This is a genomic window from Niastella sp. sgz303648, from assembly GCF_059587045.1.
Genome location: NZ_JCAPSW010000002.1, coordinates 953613 through 972942, shown reverse-complemented (window position 1 = coordinate 972942; position 19330 = coordinate 953613). Strand labels below are relative to the sequence as shown.

General features: G+C 42.7%; 16 protein-coding genes. 6 read left to right on the top strand and 10 right to left on the bottom strand.

What is annotated here, in order from left to right; genetic code table 11:
* Positions 1-150 precede the first annotated feature (150 nt).
* Entirely contained in the window at positions 151-1326 is a 1176-nt protein-coding gene (locus AC59IL_RS08495; RefSeq protein WP_496551677.1) for a T9SS type A sorting domain-containing protein, read from the bottom strand.
* Between the two features lie 177 nt (positions 1327-1503).
* Between AC59IL_RS08495 and AC59IL_RS08490 the strand changes: the two genes are divergently transcribed.
* Positions 1504-2820, top strand: a complete 1317-nt coding sequence (locus AC59IL_RS08490) for an amidohydrolase (protein ID WP_496551676.1) — start codon at positions 1504-1506, stop codon at positions 2818-2820.
* 218 nt (positions 2821-3038) lie between these two features.
* Positions 3039-3554: a hypothetical protein gene (locus AC59IL_RS08485; protein ID WP_496551675.1), complete on the top strand. Its 516-nt coding sequence runs from the start codon at positions 3039-3041 to the stop codon at positions 3552-3554.
* Here the strand turns inward: AC59IL_RS08485 and AC59IL_RS08480 are convergent.
* The 7 genes from AC59IL_RS08480 to ric all read right to left on the bottom strand — a co-directional run bounded on the left by AC59IL_RS08480 (position 3551) and on the right by ric (position 11034).
* The gene (locus AC59IL_RS08480; protein WP_496551674.1) at positions 3551-5233 is read right to left on the bottom strand and encodes a glutamine--tRNA ligase/YqeY domain fusion protein; all 1683 of its coding nucleotides are present in this window, start codon (positions 5231-5233) and stop codon (positions 3551-3553) included. The genes AC59IL_RS08485 and AC59IL_RS08480 overlap by 4 nt on opposite strands.
* A gap of 115 nt (positions 5234-5348) precedes the next feature.
* On the bottom strand, positions 5349-5759 hold the full coding sequence (locus AC59IL_RS08475; RefSeq protein WP_496551673.1) for a hypothetical protein: 411 nt from the start codon (positions 5757-5759) through the stop codon (positions 5349-5351).
* 261 nt (positions 5760-6020) lie between these two features.
* The gene (locus AC59IL_RS08470; RefSeq protein ID WP_496551672.1) at positions 6021-6740 is read right to left on the bottom strand and encodes a LytR/AlgR family response regulator transcription factor; all 720 of its coding nucleotides are present in this window, start codon (positions 6738-6740) and stop codon (positions 6021-6023) included.
* Positions 6737-7756, bottom strand: coding sequence for a sensor histidine kinase (locus AC59IL_RS08465; protein ID WP_496551671.1), 1020 nt, complete (start codon positions 7754-7756; stop codon positions 6737-6739). Before AC59IL_RS08465 ends, AC59IL_RS08470 begins: the two co-directional genes overlap by 4 nt.
* Positions 7757-8133: 377 nt before the next feature.
* The gene (locus AC59IL_RS08460) at positions 8134-8814 is read right to left on the bottom strand and encodes a YggS family pyridoxal phosphate-dependent enzyme (RefSeq protein ID WP_496551670.1); all 681 of its coding nucleotides are present in this window, start codon (positions 8812-8814) and stop codon (positions 8134-8136) included.
* Between the two features lie 175 nt (positions 8815-8989).
* Positions 8990-10144, bottom strand: a complete 1155-nt coding sequence (locus tag AC59IL_RS08455) for an acyl-CoA dehydrogenase family protein (RefSeq protein ID WP_496551669.1) — start codon at positions 10142-10144, stop codon at positions 8990-8992.
* A 173-nt stretch (positions 10145-10317) separates the two neighbouring features.
* Positions 10318-11034, bottom strand: a complete 717-nt coding sequence (ric, locus tag AC59IL_RS08450) for an iron-sulfur cluster repair di-iron protein (RefSeq protein WP_496551668.1) — start codon at positions 11032-11034, stop codon at positions 10318-10320.
* 353 nt (positions 11035-11387) lie between these two features.
* Between ric and AC59IL_RS08445 the strand changes: the two genes are divergently transcribed.
* Positions 11388-12851, top strand: coding sequence for an arginine deiminase family protein (locus tag AC59IL_RS08445; RefSeq protein WP_496551667.1), 1464 nt, complete (start codon positions 11388-11390; stop codon positions 12849-12851).
* Positions 12852-13066: 215 nt separating this feature from the next.
* Complete coding sequence (ctlX, locus tag AC59IL_RS08440; protein ID WP_496551666.1) at positions 13067-13978, top strand: citrulline utilization hydrolase CtlX; 912 nt, start codon at positions 13067-13069, stop codon at positions 13976-13978.
* 68 nt (positions 13979-14046) lie between these two features.
* Here the strand turns inward: ctlX and AC59IL_RS08435 are convergent, their stop codons facing one another.
* Positions 14047-14940 (bottom strand): SDR family oxidoreductase, encoded by an 894-nt coding sequence (locus AC59IL_RS08435; RefSeq protein ID WP_496551665.1) that lies wholly within the window; start codon positions 14938-14940, stop codon positions 14047-14049.
* 380 nt (positions 14941-15320) lie between these two features.
* Between AC59IL_RS08435 and pfkA the strand changes: the two genes are divergently transcribed.
* The gene (gene pfkA / locus AC59IL_RS08430) at positions 15321-16304 is read left to right on the top strand and encodes a 6-phosphofructokinase (protein WP_496551664.1); all 984 of its coding nucleotides are present in this window, start codon (positions 15321-15323) and stop codon (positions 16302-16304) included.
* Positions 16305-16496: 192 nt separating this feature from the next.
* Positions 16497-17990 carry a pyruvate kinase gene (gene pyk / locus AC59IL_RS08425; protein WP_496551663.1) on the top strand — a complete coding sequence of 498 codons (1494 nt, stop codon included), beginning with the start codon at positions 16497-16499 and terminating at the stop codon, positions 17988-17990.
* 190 nt (positions 17991-18180) lie between these two features.
* On the opposite strand, the gene AC59IL_RS08420 is transcribed toward pyk, so the two are convergent.
* A complete protein-coding gene (locus tag AC59IL_RS08420; protein WP_496551662.1) occupies positions 18181-19203 on the bottom strand; it encodes a hypothetical protein in 1023 nt (340 codons plus the stop codon).
* Between the last annotated feature and the right edge of the window lie 127 nt (positions 19204-19330).

Sequence of the window (19330 nt, the reverse complement as noted above, 5' to 3'; positions counted from 1 at the left end):
GGGTTTAGGGTAAAATAACAAAACGAAATAAGCCTGTTACCTATTTCGTTGCAACAATTAATTATTTGATCTAATTATTAAATATTGAAATTTAATCCGTTACAAACCGTAAAATCTGCCCCCGCCCCTACCCTTTTGATCAGGCCTCCATTAATAAACAAACCGTTTGGTTGCAGCAACTTGTTTATTGAACACGCTTATGCTGTATGTTCCATGAGCCAGTTTAGATAATTCAAGCGTAAGCACATTTGTACCTATTTGCAAATTGGCTGATTTTTTTTGTATCACTATACCATTGGCAGTTATCAGCATAACCGAATAGGTAGCGTTTTCGGGCACCTGCAGAGAGGCGATCAACGATTGTCCATGCAGACTTGTATAATTAAACAAAGTTTTTTGTACTGTTTTTGTACTAACCTTTACCAATGGGGTAAAATAAGTCCAGCCGTTTGGTTCACTTACTTTAATCCTGTAAAATATATGTTCCTCACCGGCAGCAAAAGCAGCATCGCTATAACTGTATGAGCCTGATAATTTGTCATCGGTTTCGGTAAAACTGTTTATAGTGGTAAACTCAACCCCGTCAATCGACCGCTGCACGTGAAACTGTGAACCTTTCACAACGTTGTTCATTTGCCAGTTTACATCGATACTTTTTTCTTTATTCAGTTCAGCAGTAAAATTCGATAATCGCATAGGCAATACCGAAGAAATTCCCTGTATACTGACATAATCTGCTACCAGCCGGCTTAAACCGCCCGATGCTATACTTACATTATATCCGTACAAACGGAATGTAACCGTTGTGTAAATATTCAAATAACCGGTTAATGCAACATTGTAGTTGCTGTAGTTATGAGTCATGCTGCCCGATGCTATATCGGTGGTATAGCCATCAAGGCTCGATCGCAAGCTCCATTGGGTAGGGCCCGAACCGGCAGGGGATCCGGTATTGCTGCGACGTATGCGTAAAGTAATATCGGTTAAATTTAATTCATAGCCTGTATTGGGACTAATACTGAACTGTAAATAACTATTTGTGTTCAATGCACCGCCGGTAGGCCAGCCGCCTTCGCCAAAATATTCAACCCCTCCGTTATAGGCAACAGTAGGAATGCCGGGGCCAAAAGCCGCCGTAGAAACAGTATTATACGTACTGCCTGTTCCGGCTAATGTGTTATTAAAAGTCCAGGCACCTATTGATTGTGAATTGGCAAAAACAGATGAAGCAATTAGCAGCAATGTGCTGCCTAAGGGTTTAAAAAAGGGTAACGACCATGGCGATCGCCTGCCAAAATCGGCAGATTGGTTTTTGGGTACGGGCATCTCGGGAACAGTTTTCAGGGTTAAAGCCTTTATTAAACGGTAAACATTTTTACTTATTACATATGTAGGGCAAGTAATTACCCACATGATAAGTAATAAATGCAGAACCTTAAAAATCATTCACTTAGTTAAGGCTGTAACTCATAATTTTTTTTTACATTCAGCAAAATAAAACCAATGCAGTTTTTTAAACGCTTACCTAAACAATTGGCTTTTCCTGTATTACTGATGGCAGCAATAACCTGCTTTAGCCAGCAAAACCAGCAAGGGGTTATCGACCAAAAGGCTGCGGCCATTTTACCGCAGGTTATTGAGTGGCGCCGGTACCTGCACCAGCACCCTGAACTTTCGAACCGCGAATACCATACCGCTGAATATATTGCCGCTTACCTGAAAAAACTGGGACTTGAAGTAAAGACTGGTGTTGCCAAAACCGGTATTGTGGCCATTTTAAAGGGTGGTATGCCCGGGCCTGTTGTGGCTTTACGGGCCGATATGGATGCATTACCTGTAAAAGAGCGGGTTGACGTTCCATTTAAATCAACTGTACGGGCCGAATACATGGGCGACACTGTACCGGTGATGCATGCCTGCGGTCATGATAGTCATGTGGCCATGCTGATGGGGGCAGCAGAAGTATTATCATCGATGAAGAAAGATGTGCCCGGTACCGTTAAATTCTTTTTTCAACCGGCCGAAGAAGGTCCTCCAGGAAATGAAGAAGGAGGCGCTCCTTTAATGGTTAAAGAAGGTTGTATGGATAATCCGAAAGTGGATGCTGTATTTGGCATGCACATCGAAGCAGATATTGAAGCAGGAACCTTTGAATATAAATCCGGCGCTTTTATGGCATCTTCCGACTGGTTCACCATTACCATCAAAGGAAAACAAAGCCATGGTTCACAACCGTGGAAGGGCGTTGACCCTGTTGTGGTGGGCGCCGAAATTGTAAATGCGCTGCAAACCATTGTAAGCCGTCAATCTGAACTTACGAAAGCGCCTGTAGTGATTACCGTTGGTAAATTTCACAGCGGTGTTCGGCCTAACATCATTCCCGAAGAAGCTGTGCTGCAGGGCACTATCCGCACATTAGACAGCAAAATGCAAAAAGAAACCCATGAACGCATTCGTAAGGTAGCTACCACTATTGCCTCGGCGCTGGGCGCTACGGCCGAAGTGACCATCGATACCAAAACGCTGGTAACCTATAATGATCCTGCACTGGTTAAAATGATGGTGCCTACGCTTGAAAGAACAGCCGGTAAAGAAAACGTAAAGGAACGCGAATGGGTAACCGGTTCCGAAGACTTTTCGTATTACGGAGAAAAAGCACCAGCCTTTTTTATATACATCGGCGGCATGCCCAAAGGAGCTGATAAAGAAAAAGCGCCCGCCCATCACACGCCCGATTTTTACATCGACGATAGTCGGCTCGATGTAGGGGTGAAAGCGTTTTGCAATATGGTGTTTGATTATGCGAAAGCGAAAAAATGAAGTCGGAAGTCAGAGGTCTGAAGTCTGAAGAAGCGATGTCAGAGGTCTGAAGTCGGATAGAACCCGGAAAATTATTCCCCTTTGCTTATTCAAATATAATCCAGGTACAGTCGTCGGACTTCCGACTTCAGACTTCTACTCATTTAAGCGATATCACAATCATCGATAGCGCTGTATCTTGTACCAGAGCCTTCAGATACAAAACCAAAACAACAATTATGCGAACGCATCATGCTAACCTGGTGCAAATTATATTAGCGCTTATATTTTTTGTTACAGCCGTTTTTACGCCTGCTATAAGACAATTAATTTTCAATCATGTTCACTGGCTGATCATAGGCGTTTGTATAACCGGCATTTTCTATTTGCAAATGCTTAAAATCACCATTGCCGGGGAAAGAAGATTAAAAAGTAAGATAAAACACCAGTCGCACCTCATCGATAACCTGCTCATGTCGAACTCCATTCAGGCAAAATTGCTGAAAGACATTGCCCTGCCCGAGTTATTTGAACGGCATGCCGATGAATTTACAGCCCGCATGCACGCTTCGGGTATCACCATTACCGAACTGATGAATTATGGCATTGACCCCAATATTATTGCCCATTACGAACTGTACTATTATATCGGCAAAGCGAAAGAACAACAGGAGCTGTTGAGCGCGCCTAAAAAAACAAATGGGGATATCATCAATACCCCCATTTTAAAAGTAGTTAATGATGCCAATTGCTAACTCTTCTTCTGCTCTTTCGCCCAGGTATCTTTCAACGTAACCGTTCTGTTAAACACCAGTTTTTCTTCTGAGGTATCTTTATCCATGCAGAAATAACCTTTGCGCAAAAACTGGTACCGGTCGTTAAAGCGGGCGTTTTTCAGCGAAGGTTCAGCATAGGCACTGCTGATAACCTGTAATGAATTGGGGTTGATATAATCTTTAAAATCACCTTCTTCACTGGCAGGATTTTCAACCCTGAAAAGCCGGTCGTATAAACGCACTTCAACGGCAATAGCCTGTGGCACGCTTACCCAATGCAGGGTGCCTTTTACATGAATACCTGAAGTATCGGCGCCGCTTTTACTTTCAGGAATGTAAGTGCAATGCAGTTCGGTGATTTTTCCGTTGCTGTCTTTGATCACTTCTTCACATTTGATGATGTAGGCGCTTTTCAAACGCACCATTTGACCCGGCGCCAGGCGGAAAAACTTCTTCGGCGGATTTTCCATGAAATCTTCTCGCTCGATATACAATTCACGGCTAAACGGAATTTCGCGGTAAGTCGTATTGGGATCTTCGGGATTGTCTTCGCTTTTAAATATTTCAACCGCACCGTCGGCAGGATAATTCGTAAGCACAATTTTCACCGGATCGAACACCACCATGCGGCGTTGCGCCACTTTGTTCAGGTGTTCGCGTACACAAAATTCCAGCAGCGACACATCGATCATGTTCTCTCTTTTGGCAATGCCAATGCGTTCGCAAAATTCGCGAATGCTTTCAGGCGTATATCCGGCCCTGCGTAAACCAGTGATAGTTGGCATACGCGGATCATCCCATCCCGTAACATATTTGTCGTTTACCAGTTGCAGCAGCTTTCTTTTGCTGGTTACCGTATAGTTCATGTTACGGCGTGCAAATTCGTACTGATGCGAAGGGTAAATGCCCAGTTTATCGATCAGCCAGTCGTACAACTCACGATGGGGAACGAACTCAAGGGTACAAATAGAGTGTGTAATATTTTCAATAGAATCACTTTGCCCGTGCGCCATATCGTACATGGGATAAATACACCATTTGTCACCGGTGCGGTGGTGGTGCGCATGTTTAATACGATACAGCACAGGATCGCGCATGAGCATATTCGTATGCGCCATGTCGATCTTTGCACGCAATGTTCGTGAGCCATCGGGGAACTCACCATTTTTCATGCGGCCAAACAAATCAAGATTTTCTTCAATGGAGCGGGAACGGAATGGACTGTCTTTACCAGGTTCGGTAGGCGTGCCTTTCATGGCAGCGATTGCTTCCGAGGTGCTGTCATCAACATAGGCCAGCCCTTTGCGAATCAGCGTAAGGGCGTATTCATAGAGCGTATCAAAATAATCCGACGCGTATAATTCGTTTTTCCAGGTAAAACCCAGCCAGCGAATATCGTCTTTAATGCTCTCAACATATTCCGTTTCTTCGGTAACCGGGTTGGTATCATCAAAACGAAGATTGGTAAAACCGGGATATTTTTTGGTAAGCCCGAAATTTAAACAAATGCTCGAAGCATGACCAATGTGCAAATAGCCATTGGGTTCGGGCGGAAAACGGGTAACTATCGAAGGATACTTCCCCGACTTCAGATGCTCCTCAATAATCTCCTCAATAAAATTCAGACTTTTTTCTTCCGGTGTTGTAATATCTGCCATACTTCAATTGATTGAATTTGGCAAATTTACATAATTCTGCGCCTCAAACATACTACCACCATGTTTGGTTTCATCCTGGCTAAACCAGAATGAAACCCATGAAGGTATACGGCAATTACATTCTTTTTACATAAATCTGCTGTACCATTTTCGACTCGGTAGTAAGCTCGAACATATGGTTGGTTTTATCTTTGGTATCGCGGATAATTACAACCAGTTTACCATTGTCGACCGGAGCTCTGAAAACTTTATTAAAGTTCTTTCCGGTAAAAGTTCCACGATACAGATTGTCGCCGGTTGCATCATTTACGATGATGTCGAAACGGCCACCATCGGCATTTTCGAATTTTACGTTGAAATACACCTGCCCTTCTTCCATTTTCAGGCACGATACCGAAGCGTTTTCATCATCAATAGTTGAATCTGAAGTGTTGGCTGTAGCTGTAGTGAGCGTGATAACAGCCACTAACAACATCATTACCATTTTCTTTCCTAATGTGCGTGTGCTTAGCATGATTGTTTTCATATTCATGTTTTTTAAGTAAAAAAAGAATAATATGAAAGCAAATCGTTTTAAATAGAAGGCAAGCCATTGATTTACAAGAGAAGACAAGCAGCGTTTCGAGTGGGAACAAGCACCGTTTCGATAGAGGAGTTAAAAGAACCTTTAATTCGTATGCAATTTATACAAAAAACGTCAAAAAGTAACCCAAAAGTGTAAATGTGATTAAAAATAATATTTGCGTAACACAGGCGGGCAGGGATATACGCCACAATATGCTGTTTATTATCGCCTCAGCAGGCGGTTCTGAATCAGCTGTTGCAGCACGGTTTCGCGTTCGGTGCGACTGATGGGAATATGATGGTTGCCGATGGTTATTTCATTACCTTCTATACTTTCAACCTTACCGGCCGCTACGATGTACGATTTATGTGTACGAATAAACCGGGTAGCATGTAAATGTTCTGAAATACTATGAAAGGTGAGATAAGTGATGTACTTCTTTCCGGTGGTATAAACGGCTACATAGTTCTGTAATGCTTCTACAAATAAAATATCATCGTAGGCTATTTTAACCAGCTTATTATCGCTTTTTATAAAGAAGTAATCAGGTTGTGGGTTCGCAGTGGCGGCAGGTTGTGTAATGGCTTCCTGCATGTTTCGCGCTTTTGTAACCGCCTTCCAGAAACGTTCAAACGAAAAAGGCTTCAGCAGGTAATCAATAGCATTCCATTCAAAACCTTCTACGGCATATTGCGGATAGGCCGTGGTGAATATCACCATCGGCGGGTGAGTCAGTGTTTTAAGAAATTCCATACCCGTCATCTTCGGCATCTGGATATCAAGAAAAAGCAAGTCGATTTTTTCATGCATCAGCAAATCAGCCGCCTTTAACGGGTTGTCGAACTCACCGGCCAGTTGCAAAAAGCCTGCATCCTGTATATACTCCTTTAAACCCTGGCGGGCAATGGGCTCATCATCTATGATAATGCATCGGAGTGTCATGAAAGAAACAGGTTGAGTTCTACTTTAAATATTTGTGCATTGTTCGATATATGTAACTCGTGTTTACCGGGGTATAATAATTCAAGCCGCCGTTTTACATTCGCCAGGCCAATGCCACCGGCAGGTTCGGTTTTTCGCTGCTTATCGTCTTTCGAGTTTTCTACTGTAAAGTGCAACATTCCATTATTGCCGGTTAATTCAACCTGAATAAAGTTACGATCAATGGCATGATGTGAAATATGTTTAAACGCATTTTCAACAAAAGGGATCAGCAACAGCGGGGTAATTCGAAAACCTTTTACCGTATCCCCTACCCTCATACCAACCTCGTATTGATGATCTTTACGCAATTCCTGCAAACGGATATAATCCTGCAGATAACGTACTTCTTTTTCTATTTCAATAGTATCGTTGGTACAATCATATAGCTGATAACGCAGCAGATCGGCAAGTTGCAGCAGGGTGTTGCGGGCATTGGCGTTTTGTTTATCGATCAAAAAATAAATGGTGTTAATTGAATTGAACAGGAAATGCGGATTGATCTGCGACTTCAGAAAATTCAATTCGGTTTCGGCTTTCTCTCTGGCCATTTCGCCCAGCCGCCGTTGTGCATTGGCATAATCAACTAATAATTTGATGGCCGCGCCGGTGCTTACCAGCAAAAAATGAGGAATTACATTATCATATGCCCGTACTTTAAACCGGTCCCATATATCAAAGGAGGTATGCATCAACCACGCTTCGATATGCATTTTTGTAATGCTGAATACAAAAACGATCACTATAAGCAGCAATGCAAACAACCCATATCGTTTTTTATACAACAACCCGGGTATCAGCAGATAATTGGTTACATATACCATCAGGGCCAGATCGGCCACCTTTATAAAGGTGATCCACAAGCCTATGGCGGCAGGATAATCCTGGTACCGGAAAAAATGCCAGCCAAAGAACAATACCGCCCACAGCAACAGGTGGTGCAGTTTGTAACGCTGAATAAAATGGCTTGTGTTCATAAATTGGACAAATAGTCAAATAAGCCGGCAAATCGACTTTTAAGGCTGTTTTAGCCTGTTTAACGCGTGTAAATTAAATATACAAAATCGGCAGGTGATGTGCCCTTACACCAATGACAGGCTTTACCTGACGAAATGCTTATAAGTGCGGGAACACAATTTACAGGTTTACCCTTACGGGTTATAATGTAGCAGCGGTTTGAAATGGGTATAAAAGAAAAAAGAGCTGTAGACACAGCCCTTTACCATTAATCAATAACCTATGAAAAACACTATTTAATTATGTAAGTCAAAGATATACTGGTAAGTGGCGATTGAAGAATCAATTCGATGTTTGTATCCAAATATCCGATGAATTAACTGTAAAAACCGATAAGCTAATTGCCGCGGGCGCCAAATAACAGGCTACCAACACGTATCATATTACTTCCTTCTTCTATAGCTACCTGATAATCACTACTCATGCCCAGTGACAGGGTATTTAGATTAGGGTGCCCCGGTAGCTGTTTGCATTGGTCAAAAAGCAGTTTCAGGTATTTAAATTCCTTGCGTACCTGTTCAATATTTTCGGTTAAAGATGCCATGCCCATTAACCCGGTTACCTCCACGTTTTTCAGCTGATCCATTAATTTATATTTATAAATGTCTTGCATAGCCGACATTAATTCTTCTTCATTAAAACCGAATTTGGTTTCTTCCTGTGCAATGTGCACCTGTAACAGGCAGTTGATAACCCTTTCAGCTTTTCGTGCCTGCTTATCGATTTCAAGCAGCAGTTTATAGCTATCTACCCCATGTATCAGATGCACGAACGGAGCTATGTATTTTACTTTGTTCGATTGCAGGTGTCCTATAAAATGCCAGCGGATATCATTTGGCAACTGCAAATGTTTTTCGCCCAGTTCCTGTACATAATTTTCACCGAAATCACGCTGCCCCATATTGTACAATTCCTGTATATCAGTTACCGGTTTTGTTTTTGAAACTGCAACCAGGGTAACCTGCCGGGGTATTAATTCCTCGCTTATTTTCAGATATGCTTCTGTATTAACGGCCATGAAATGAGCTATTTAATCAACAAATACTTTAATATTTGTGCCAAAGGTAGGGCGAATAGCCTATTAAGCTTTATGCATATTAAATAGCAATAAACAAAGAATAAAAATGAACAGGCAGGAAGTATTGTTTATGGGAAATTCCCATTTTCAAATTTGCACATTTTCAAATTAACTATCACTTCAATATCGACCGGCTGATCACGATCCTTTGCACTTCGCTGGTGCCTTCGTAAATCTGGGTAATTTTGGCGTCGCGCATGAGGCGCTCAACATGGTATTCCTTTACGTATCCGTAGCCACCGTGAATTTGTACTGCTTCTACGGTTGCCCACATAGCAGCTTCACTGGCAAATACCTTGGCCATTGAGGAACTTACTGTATAATCAAGATGCTGGTCTTTTTCCCAGGCAGCTTTTAAACATAATAAACGGGCGCATTCAACACGGGTAGCCATATCGGCCAGCTTAAACTGAATGGCCTGGTGATGCATGATCTCTTTACCAAAAGCTTTTCTTTCTTTGGAATATTTTAAAGCCAGTTCATAGGCGCCGCTGGCAATACCCAATGCCTGTGAAGCAATACCAATGCGGCCGCCGGCAAGGGTTTTCATGGCGAATGTAAATCCAAACCCATCGCCGCCGATACGGTTCTCTTTGGGCACTTTTACATCATTGAATATAATGCTATGGGTATCGCTGCCGCGAATACCGAGTTTATTTTCTTTGGCGCCCACGGTTACGCCGGGCCAGCTTTTTTCAACAATAAAAACATTGATGCCTTTGCTTCCTTTTGCCACATCAGACTGCGCCATTACGAGATAAACCGACGCAGAGGAACCGTTGGTGATCCAGTTTTTGGTTCCGTTTAATAAATAATAATCTCCTTTATCTTCGGCGGTAGTATGTTGCGAGGTTGCATCACTACCGGCTTCGGGTTCGCTCAATAAAAATGCGCCTATATACAGGTCTCCGTTTTTACGGCCCTGAGCAAGCGGCACGAGGTATTTTTGTTTTTGTTCTTCGGAACCATATTTCTCAAGCCCCCAGCTTACCAAACTGTTGTTTACACTCATACAAACGCTTACGCTGGCATCAATTTTACTGATCTCTTCCATAGCAAGCACATAGCTTATGGTATCCATACCGGCGCCACCGTATTCGGGGTCAACCATCATGCCCATAAAGCCAAGCTCGGCCAGTTTCAGAATTTGTTCACGGGGAAATTTCTGGTGTTCATCTCTTTCAATAACACCGGGCAGGCATTCGCTCTGGGCGAAATCTCGGGCCGCCCGTTGAATCATCAAATGTTCTTCACTAAGTTGAAATTGCATACTACGAATTTAATAACTGGGCGCAAAAATAACAGAATTCATTGCAAAAACTAACAACTGTTCGCATTATTTTTTGGCTAAGCGCTTAAAAGAGAAAAAAGAGAAGCCGATTTCTCATTTTTCTCATTTTCCTCTACTTCCCTTAGCCTGCCAGGTAATTCGTAATAGCTCTGCTATTGCATCAGCTGCAATGCTCTGGGAAAAAGAATATTATTTTCCAGATGCACATGCCGGTGCAGATCTTCTTCAAACTCTTTTAATTCGGCCAAACTGATGCGAAAGGTAGTACACGCGCCTTCGGGAGGAGTATAATCGTTCGTTAACCGGCGAATTTCGGCCATCAGGGAGCCGGCTTCCTCATGTTCGTTCTCCATCATTTGAATGGGCTGGCTTACATAACCGATATTGTTTGCTGAAATGAGCTGATCATTTTTGGTGGCTTTCTCCACTTCCTTAATACGCGGGAATAACACTTTTTCTTCTTTTTGCATATGACTATCCATTTCCTGCTGTATGGTGGCAAATAAATGAAATACCTGCTGCATGTACGGAAAACGATCGCCGTGTTTCAGGGCCACTTTTTGTACATGATGAAAAATGATAGGCATGGCCTGCTTTACATAGAAATGATGTTTCAGAATTATATAATCAACCAACTGATCGGCCGTCATGGCCGCCAGCATATGGTCCTGAACCGAACTTTCGGTATCGGCCACCTGCTCCAATTCGGCCACTACCGGTTCAACGGAAATATTGTTTTCGTCACAGGCCTGCTGTAACGTTCGCTTTCCTTTACAGCAAAAATCAAGATGATATCTTTCAAAAACCGCTGCGGCCTGGTGCATATCCGATACAATTGAGGCCAATGTATGATCTTTATAAACTTGCATGTTATATATTTTCTGTAAAATTCTATCAAGGATTACTCATCCTTTATGATCCGGATCATAGTTCAATAAACAATAATCAATAGGGCAATAGGCAAATATGCCAATTGTCCTTTGCCAATTGCCTATTGGTCAAAAATCCTATCTTTGAACCGGTAAAATAATGCTATGCAGCTTGCCGCAAAACGCTTCTCCCGCATTTCATTCTTCGCCGCCTCAGTATTGCCGGTGAATGGCTACTGTGTACCGTAGTGCACCCATCATTATTTTTAGTGTATCAACTGAAGTAGCATTCGTTTATGCGCTATCCTGTTCATCATTTTACCCCATTTTCATAACCTATAAACAAAAAAATAATGTCAATACATACCACCCGAAAAGAAAAAAAGGTAGTTCAGGTAACTTCTGAAATAGGCCGGTTACGACGATTGCTGGTGCATAGCCCCGATAGCGGTGTTGGAAAAGTAGTTCCTTCAAAAGCGCAGGACTGGTTATTTGAAGACATTGTGCACCTCGATACCATGCGCAGAAAGGAATATGATTATTACACAAAAATTTTATTATACTTTCTTGATCCCAAAAAGATCAAAGGCTGCCTGAAAGAAATAGATGCCACCGAAAACAACCGCGATTTTTATAAACCCGAAAAACCTGAATTTTATAAATCCGACAAAGTAGTTGAACTGGAATGGCTGCTGGCCGAAATACTCGAAGACCAGGAAATAAAACTGAAACTGGTTGCATCGGTGTGTGCAGTAGAAGGATGTTCGTATACCACGCAAAACGAATTGCTCGAACTGTCGCCGCTACTCCTTTCGAAAACGATTATCAGCGGCGCTATCGACGACGACCGGTTGCTGTTCCCTCCTATTCCGAACTTTATTTTTACACGCGACATCGGCATTGTGATCAACGAATATGTATTGCTGAACAAACCGGCTAAAACAGCCCGCATGCGCGAAGCCATGCTGGCCAAATACATTTTCTTTAATCATCCTTTGTTCGAAGCATATCGCGATAATATTCTTGAAATACCCGATTCGTACCACCATTTTCTGTTGCCGCGTGATGGCGATGAAAAAAAAGTTACGCTCGAAGGCGGCGATGTAATGGTGGTTAGCAAAGATCACATACTCATAGGCGTAAGCGAGCGTACTACGATGGAAGCGGCGCATCAGGTAGTGAATATGCTGTTTGCCCAAAACATTGTTAAGAAGATCACGGTTATTAAAATTCCACGCCGGCGCGATTATATGCACATCGATACCATTTTTACGCAGGTAAAACGAAACGTATGGGTGATGCTGGGCGCCTTTTCTAAAAAAGTAATGAAACACGAAGATGCCGATCCGGTTGAACGTATTCTGGAAGGAAGTAAAAAAGAAGATAAGATCCGCATCATTCAGTTCAGAAAAAAAGATCCTGAAGATCCCACTTACTTCGACAACCTTGAAGAATTGCTGATCGATATCAGTGAAAACGACCTCGGTTGCAATGAAAAAGTAAAATTCATTTACAGCGGCAACAACCAGTTCCCCTTCGATGCCCGTGAACAATGGACCGACTCATGCAACCTGCTTGCGCTGAAAGAAGGCGTTGTATTAGGGTACGACCGCAATGATAAAACAGTTGAAGCTTTCCGTAAGGCAGGCTTTAAAATTGTTCATGTTAAAGATCTGCTTGAACAATTTGAAAAAGAAAAAACAAGTCCTGATGAACTGGAAGATACGCTGATACTGATACCATCGGCCGAACTATCGCGCGCCCGCGGCGGCTTTCATTGCATGAGCATGCCATTGCTGAGAGAAGACCTGGATTAAACAAAAGGCATAGAGGCAGCAAGGCATAAAGGCAGCGAAGCAACCCGCCTCCGTGCTCCGGCGTTGAAACTTTGGCGGGTAAGCAATGCATTAAAAAAGGCAACAAGGCATAAAGGCATCGGGATGGGTTTAAAATTTAAAAGCGTTTATTAACCATTTAATTTTTCTGACTTCGGGCTTCTGACATCAGACTTCCGACTTCATTCTTCAAAACAATGCAAACAACATCGCACATATTAATGATACGGCCGGTGAATTTTGGCTTTAATGCCGAAACAGCGGTGAACAATGCGTTTCAGGTGGCCGGCGCCGATGCAGCTGCACAACAAAAAGCACAAAATGAGTTTGATGATTTTGTAACGCTGTTGTGCAATAACGGCGTTGATGTATTGGTGGTAGATGACACCCCTGAACCACATACCCCCGATTCAATTTTTCCCAATAACTGGATATCGTTTCACGATTCAGGCACCGTTTGCCTGTACCCGATGTTTGCCGTTAATCGCCGGCACGAACGCAAGCCGCAGGTGCTCGAAAAAATACAACAGCGCTTTACCATTAACCATACGATCGATTTCACGGGTTACGAAAACAATCAGCAATACCTCGAAGGCACGGGCAGCATGGTGCTCGACCGCGAACATAAAATAGCCTATGCCTGCCTTTCGCCACGCACCAATAAACAGGTGCTTAACGACTTTTGTAAAAAACTGCAGTACCGGCCGGTGTTGTTCATTGCTGTTGATGCATCGGGTAAAGCCATTTATCACACCAATGTAATGATGTGCGTGGCCGACCGGTATGTGGTGATCTGTTTGCAATCGTTACCCGATCTGAAAGAAAGAAAAATAGTGCAGGATGCAATTGCCGAAACCGGTAAAGAACTGATCGAAATCAGTTTTGAACAGATGAATCATTTTGCGGGCAATATGTTGCAGGTACAAAATAAGGATGGCGAAAAATTGCTCATCATGTCAACCCAGGCTTATCAGTCGCTCAATCCCGAACAGGTAAAAAAACTGCAACATTTTAATCGCATCATTCATTCGCCGATTACAACTATCGAAACGAATGGGGGCGGCAGTGCACGGTGTATGATGGCGGAAATCTTTTTAAATGCAATTTGAAAATTTGAAAATGTGTTAATTTGAAAATATGCTGAGTGGTTGCCTTCATTTTCAAATTTTCAAATTGTTTAATTATCAAATTGCTTTTTCAATGCTTCATCAAACGATATAGGCTCATACCCCAACTCCTTTCTTGCTTTTTCAATCACAAACCCTGTTTTTAACGGGCGGCGGCCGGGTTGGGTAAAATTGGAAGCATTGGCTTTTTCAATTTTCGATTTATCGAGCTTAAACCAGTCGGCCGTTTTTATAGCCATGTCATATGGCGAAAGCCAGTCTTTGCCCGAAATATGATAAATGCCTCCGGCTTTCTTTTCAATAACAAGCAGTATACCCTTTGCAAGGTCTTCGACATAAGTAGGCGTTCGAAGCTGATCGGTAACAACCCTGATGGTTTTGTTCTGCTGCAAACTATCTTTTACCCAGGTAATGATATTACTGCGCGTTCCGGTAAGTGTATTTCCATAAACAAGACAGGTGCGAACAATAGCAAATGGAATATCGCTTGTTTGCACCATGCTTTCGGCCTGTAATTTGGTGAACCCGTACCAGCTTATTGGTTTTGTATCATCCTCTTCAACATAATTTCCTTTTTCACCGTCGAAAACAAAGTCGGTTGAAACATAAATAAAGTGCCCGCTAAAAGTTTCTGCATCGGTGAGTATTTGTGAAGTACCCTGAACATTTATACGTTCACATTGCTGCGGTTGCAGTTCACAATCATCAACCTGGGTCATAGCAGCCGCATGTACCACCACATCGGGCTTTTCACGATTCATGACGCTATAGGTTTCCAGTGCATTGGTTATATCCATCGGATGATAAGTGTAACCTGCAGAGGGCGTAAAGGGCAATCTCGATTCGCCACGGCTTGTTGCCACTACCTGGTAATTTTTTTCGAGCAATAATTTTATCAGATGCTGACCTAATAATCCGTTAGCTCCTGTTATAAGCACTTTCATATGTCTTTATATTATTTCGTTTTGTTTCATTCTTAAGCTTGTTGCTAACCAATCCTATTACCGCACGAAACCTGCAATATTATTTTTTTATTTCCTGTTACACAGCACCTGGCGGCTGTAACTGTTCTGTAAACAATTATATATGAACTATAAACTTTAATCCTTCTAAAAAACAGGCAATAATGGTCAAAAAAAATAGTGATTGCGCAAAAAAACATCAATTTATAAAACATTTTTACTTGTTTCTTTGCGAGGCGGTACTGCCAACACGGGTATCAAACTAAAACCTTAATTTTGTGCCGCTTTTCAAAAATATAGCTAATTGTATTTAACGATTTCCATTGCCCGTCGACGATTTTTAAATAAAACAGATTTTTTTCATGGCAAAAAAGGTGACTAAAATCGGTGTTCTTACTTCAGGAGGCGACTCTCCTGGTATGAATGCCGCCATTCGTGCAGTTGTGAGAACCGGAATTTATTATGGTTTAGAGGTGTTTGGAATCATGCGCGGTTATAGTGGTATTATCGAAAACGACATCGTACCCATGCACTCCCGTAGCGTTGCCAACATTATTCAACGTGGTGGTACCGTTTTGAAAACAGCCCGCTGTAAGGAGTTCTTTACCCCTGAAGGCCGAAAGAAAGCATATGAGAATCTGAGAAAACTGGGTATCGACGGGCTGGTGATCATTGGCGGTGATGGTTCGTTCAGAGGCGCTGATATATTCAGTCGCGAGTTCGACATTCCCTGTATTGGCTTACCCGGCACTATTGATAAAGACATTGCCGGTACCGACTTTACCATTGGTTTCGACACAGCTGTAAATACGGCTGTAGAGGCCATTGATAAAATTCGCGATACAGCCGATGCACACGACCGCTTGTTTATTATTGAAGTAATGGGCCGCGATGCCGGTTATATTGCGCTGCACAGTGGTATTGCAACAGGTGCCGAACACATTCTGATACCTGAACGTAAAACTGATATTGAAGAACTGGTTGAATCGCTGCTCGAAAAAGAACGCCGTAAAAAGCTGGTGAACATGGTTGTAGTAGCCGAGGGTGATGAGTTTGGCGGCGCTAACGAAGTAGCTAAAGTGGTTAAAGAACGCCTTCCGCAAACCGATACCAGGGTGTGTATTCTGGGACATATTCAGCGTGGCGGTTCACCCACCTGTCTCGACCGTCTTATCGCCAGTCGTATGGGGTATGCAGCGGTAGAATCTTTACTCGAAGGCCGTCATAATGTAATGGTAGGTATTTTAAACAATCGCATGCATTATACCCTGCTCGAAAGAGCGGTTAAATCGAAGCAACGCATCAGTGAAGAGTGGATAAAGATTGTAAAAATACTTGCGAGCTAATAAAAAATTGCAAACCTGACTGCCCCCGCAGTCAGGTTTGCCGTTTTGTATTAAATCACCATATTTGTAACATAACTTCTTTCTAAACTCCCCTGTTTTGCATAAAACTTATTATTCAATTTTTTATGCAAAGCAGTACCGGTTTGAAAGAAATATAGAAATCAGATTTAAACAACCAGCGAAAAATTTAAAATGGCAAGAGATATTACCAAGTACCTGCATAATGAAATGGATAAGGAAGCAGGAATTGAACACAGTACGCATAGAACCAAAATTGTAGCTACCGTAGGCCCCGCATGTGATACGTATGAAAAATTACTCGAGCTTGTAAAGGCAGGGGTAAATATCTTCCGCCTCAATTTCTCGCACGGCACTCATGAAAACAAAGCACAGATCATTGAGCACATTCGTGAAATCAATACCAAAGAACCTTACAACATTTCAATACTGGCCGATTTGCAGGGACCCAAATTACGGGTTGGTGAAATTGAGAACGGCGCTCTGCTGATTGAACCCGGTGATATACTCACCTTTACCTCAAAAGAAAAAGTAGTTGGCAACAAGGAAAAAATATATGTATCCTATCCTAACCTGCACGAAGATGTGGAAGTAGGCAATAAGATACTGATAGATGATGGTAAGCTCGAAGTGTTGGTGGTTGAAATTACCAAAGCCGGCGAAGTAAAAGTTAAGGTAACCTATGGCGGCATATTGCTTCCCAAAAAAGGTGTAAACCTGCCCGATACCAAAATATCGCTTCCTGCTTTAACAGAAAAAGATCTCATCGACCTCGACTTTATCATTGATCAAAAAGTTGACTGGGTAGCCTTGTCGTTTGTACGTAAAGTTGATGACATTATCGATCTTAAAAAACGCCTGGCCGATGCAAAAAGCAAATCAAAAGTAATTGCCAAAATCGAAATGCCTTCGGCTCTCCTTGACCTGCGCAATATCATTCTTGAATCAGATGGCGTAATGGTTGCCCGTGGCGACCTTGGGGTTGAGTTACCTGTTGAAAAAGTACCGATGGCCCAACGCGATATCATTCGTAAATGTATTCACCGCGCCAAGCCGGTTATTGTAGCTACGCAGATGATGGAAAGTATGATCGATCGCGTAAAACCAAACCGCAGCGAAATTACCGATGTGGCCAACGCCGTGCTCGAAGGCGCCGATGCAGTAATGCTCAGTGGTGAAACCGCCACCGGTAAACATCCTGCCCTGGTGGTTGAAACCATGCGTAAGATCATTCTTGAAGTAGAGCGCACCGAATATCGCTACAATCGCGAAGAAGACCTGAAACCGCAACCGCATTCACCTTCTTTCCTCAGCGATGCTATTTGTTATAATGCCTGTAAACTGGCTAAAGATACCCGTGCCGATGCGCTGATTGGTATGACGCAAAGCGGTTTTACCGCATTTGTACTCAGCAGCTACCGGCCTTATTCGCCTTTATACATTTTTACCAAAGAAAAAACGCTGGTAAACCAACTGAGTTTAAGCTGGGGCGTGCGCGCCTTCTTTTATGATGAAGAAGAAAGTCTGGATGGCATCATGTTCGACCAGATAAAAATTCTGAAAGAAAGAGGCTTCCTCAAAACCGGCGATGTAGTGGTAAACACCGGCAGTACGCCCGTGCATCTGCACATCCCTACCAACGTGTTGAAGATTACCAAGGTCGACTGAGTATAAGGTTTAAAGTATAAAGTTTAAGGTTCGTTGAATTTTATAATAGCCGACTTATCTTATATCCGATTTCGGATTAAAGAAGATAATAAATAAAAAAGTTGCCGCGGTTTCTCTATTAAGAGCCGCGGCAATTTTCTTTTACGCGACCAGATTCACCGGAAACAACCTTAAACCTTATACCTTATTCTCAATTAAACTTCACCACTTCAAAATCATTTCCCTTAACATTCCCCAGTTTTCGCAAATCATCATTATTCCACCGGTCATCGGGAGCGCCGGTGATGTACAGGTTGCTGCCGATATCGGCCAGGATCAATCCATATTTTTTCATGGCTTTTAAAATAATCTGGTTGGTAGCCGAATAGCTGCTTATATCGAAACTGCTTTTTAATCGAATGCGGGCGCCAAAAGGCAATGAGTATTGTCCGCCGGTGCTGTTAACCTTATGACGGGCTGGTGAAATATAGGCAGGTTTTACATTGGGTTTTTCAAGCGTAAATCGAATGGGGTGATCAATTTCACCTTTCAAAACTTCTTCGTATCGCACAAGGCCCGGAAAGATCGGTAAACCGGCTGCATCGGCCGAGGTATTGCCGTCGGTGCGCAGTGTATTTGTTTTCAGATCAAAAATAGCTCCTGAAGAGGCTTCCCAATGACTGCCGTTTATGTTGGCGTTGTATAGCTCGTATAAGATCCTGTTTTCTTTATCTACCGATATTACATGCGCATCCCCTGCCCCATTACCTTCGATCGGCGCATTCAGCGGAATAGCATAAGGGCCTTTATCGCTTTCATCGCCATAATTATCAGCATCGCCATCGGCACGAAAGGTAACCGAATATTTGGTTTGACTGCCGCACACCACCACATACGGAATACCGATAGGCGCGCCTTCCCATAAACCGCTGCCAAAATCGGCTTTTATCGTATAGCTTTTAAGCGCATCAATGATTTGTGTATTGTAAGGATCAATAGTAGAACCGGAGATATCTTTATTCCATGCATTATCAGTGGGAAAAATGGCGATGTTCTCGGCATCGGCTTTTGTAGCTGTACAACCAGAGCCACCGTTATTATCTCCTCCACCCGAACCGCCTGAGTCGTTGGTTTTGTTATCGTCGTTGTTATCGTTGCCGGACTTTTTGCAGGAGGCAATTGCAAGCAGGCCGAATACAAAGCCGGCTTTCATCATAAGGATAAAAGTCTTCATATAAGGTGGGATTTACAGTTTAATTTTGTTTACCAAGAATCAAGCCAATCGGATAAATGTGAAAAGTTGGTATTTGACGGTGTGAAGCGCCTTTCAAAACAAAAAGGCACCCTTTGCAGGATGCCTC

Bases quoted from the DNA above. Each gene is read 5' to 3' on its own strand.
- AC59IL_RS08495 (WP_496551677.1), bottom strand. From the start codon at position 1,326: ATGCCCGTACCCAAAAACCAATCTGCCGATTTTGGCAGGCGATCGCCA.
- ric (WP_496551668.1), bottom strand. From the start codon at position 11,034: ATGCAAGTTTATAAAGATCATACATTGGCCTCAATTGTATCGGATATG.
- AC59IL_RS08470 (WP_496551672.1), bottom strand. From the start codon at position 6,740: ATGACACTCCGATGCATTATCATAGATGATGAGCCCATTGCCCGCCAG.
- AC59IL_RS08480 (WP_496551674.1), bottom strand. From the start codon at position 5,233: ATGGCAGATATTACAACACCGGAAGAAAAAAGTCTGAATTTTATTGAG.
- ctlX (WP_496551666.1), top strand. From the start codon at position 13,067: ATGCAAACAACATCGCACATATTAATGATACGGCCGGTGAATTTTGGC.
- AC59IL_RS08455 (WP_496551669.1), bottom strand. From the start codon at position 10,144: ATGCAATTTCAACTTAGTGAAGAACATTTGATGATTCAACGGGCGGCC.
- AC59IL_RS08435 (WP_496551665.1), bottom strand. From the start codon at position 14,940: ATGAAAGTGCTTATAACAGGAGCTAACGGATTATTAGGTCAGCATCTG.
- AC59IL_RS08460 (WP_496551670.1), bottom strand. From the start codon at position 8,814: ATGGCCGTTAATACAGAAGCATATCTGAAAATAAGCGAGGAATTAATA.
- AC59IL_RS08475 (WP_496551673.1), bottom strand. From the start codon at position 5,759: ATGAAAACAATCATGCTAAGCACACGCACATTAGGAAAGAAAATGGTA.
- AC59IL_RS08420 (WP_496551662.1), bottom strand. From the start codon at position 19,203: ATGAAGACTTTTATCCTTATGATGAAAGCCGGCTTTGTATTCGGCCTG.
- pfkA (WP_496551664.1), top strand. From the start codon at position 15,321: ATGGCAAAAAAGGTGACTAAAATCGGTGTTCTTACTTCAGGAGGCGAC.
- AC59IL_RS08490 (WP_496551676.1), top strand. From the start codon at position 1,504: ATGCAGTTTTTTAAACGCTTACCTAAACAATTGGCTTTTCCTGTATTA.
- AC59IL_RS08485 (WP_496551675.1), top strand. From the start codon at position 3,039: ATGCGAACGCATCATGCTAACCTGGTGCAAATTATATTAGCGCTTATA.
- AC59IL_RS08445 (WP_496551667.1), top strand. From the start codon at position 11,388: ATGTCAATACATACCACCCGAAAAGAAAAAAAGGTAGTTCAGGTAACT.
- AC59IL_RS08465 (WP_496551671.1), bottom strand. From the start codon at position 7,756: ATGAACACAAGCCATTTTATTCAGCGTTACAAACTGCACCACCTGTTG.
- pyk (WP_496551663.1), top strand. From the start codon at position 16,497: ATGGCAAGAGATATTACCAAGTACCTGCATAATGAAATGGATAAGGAA.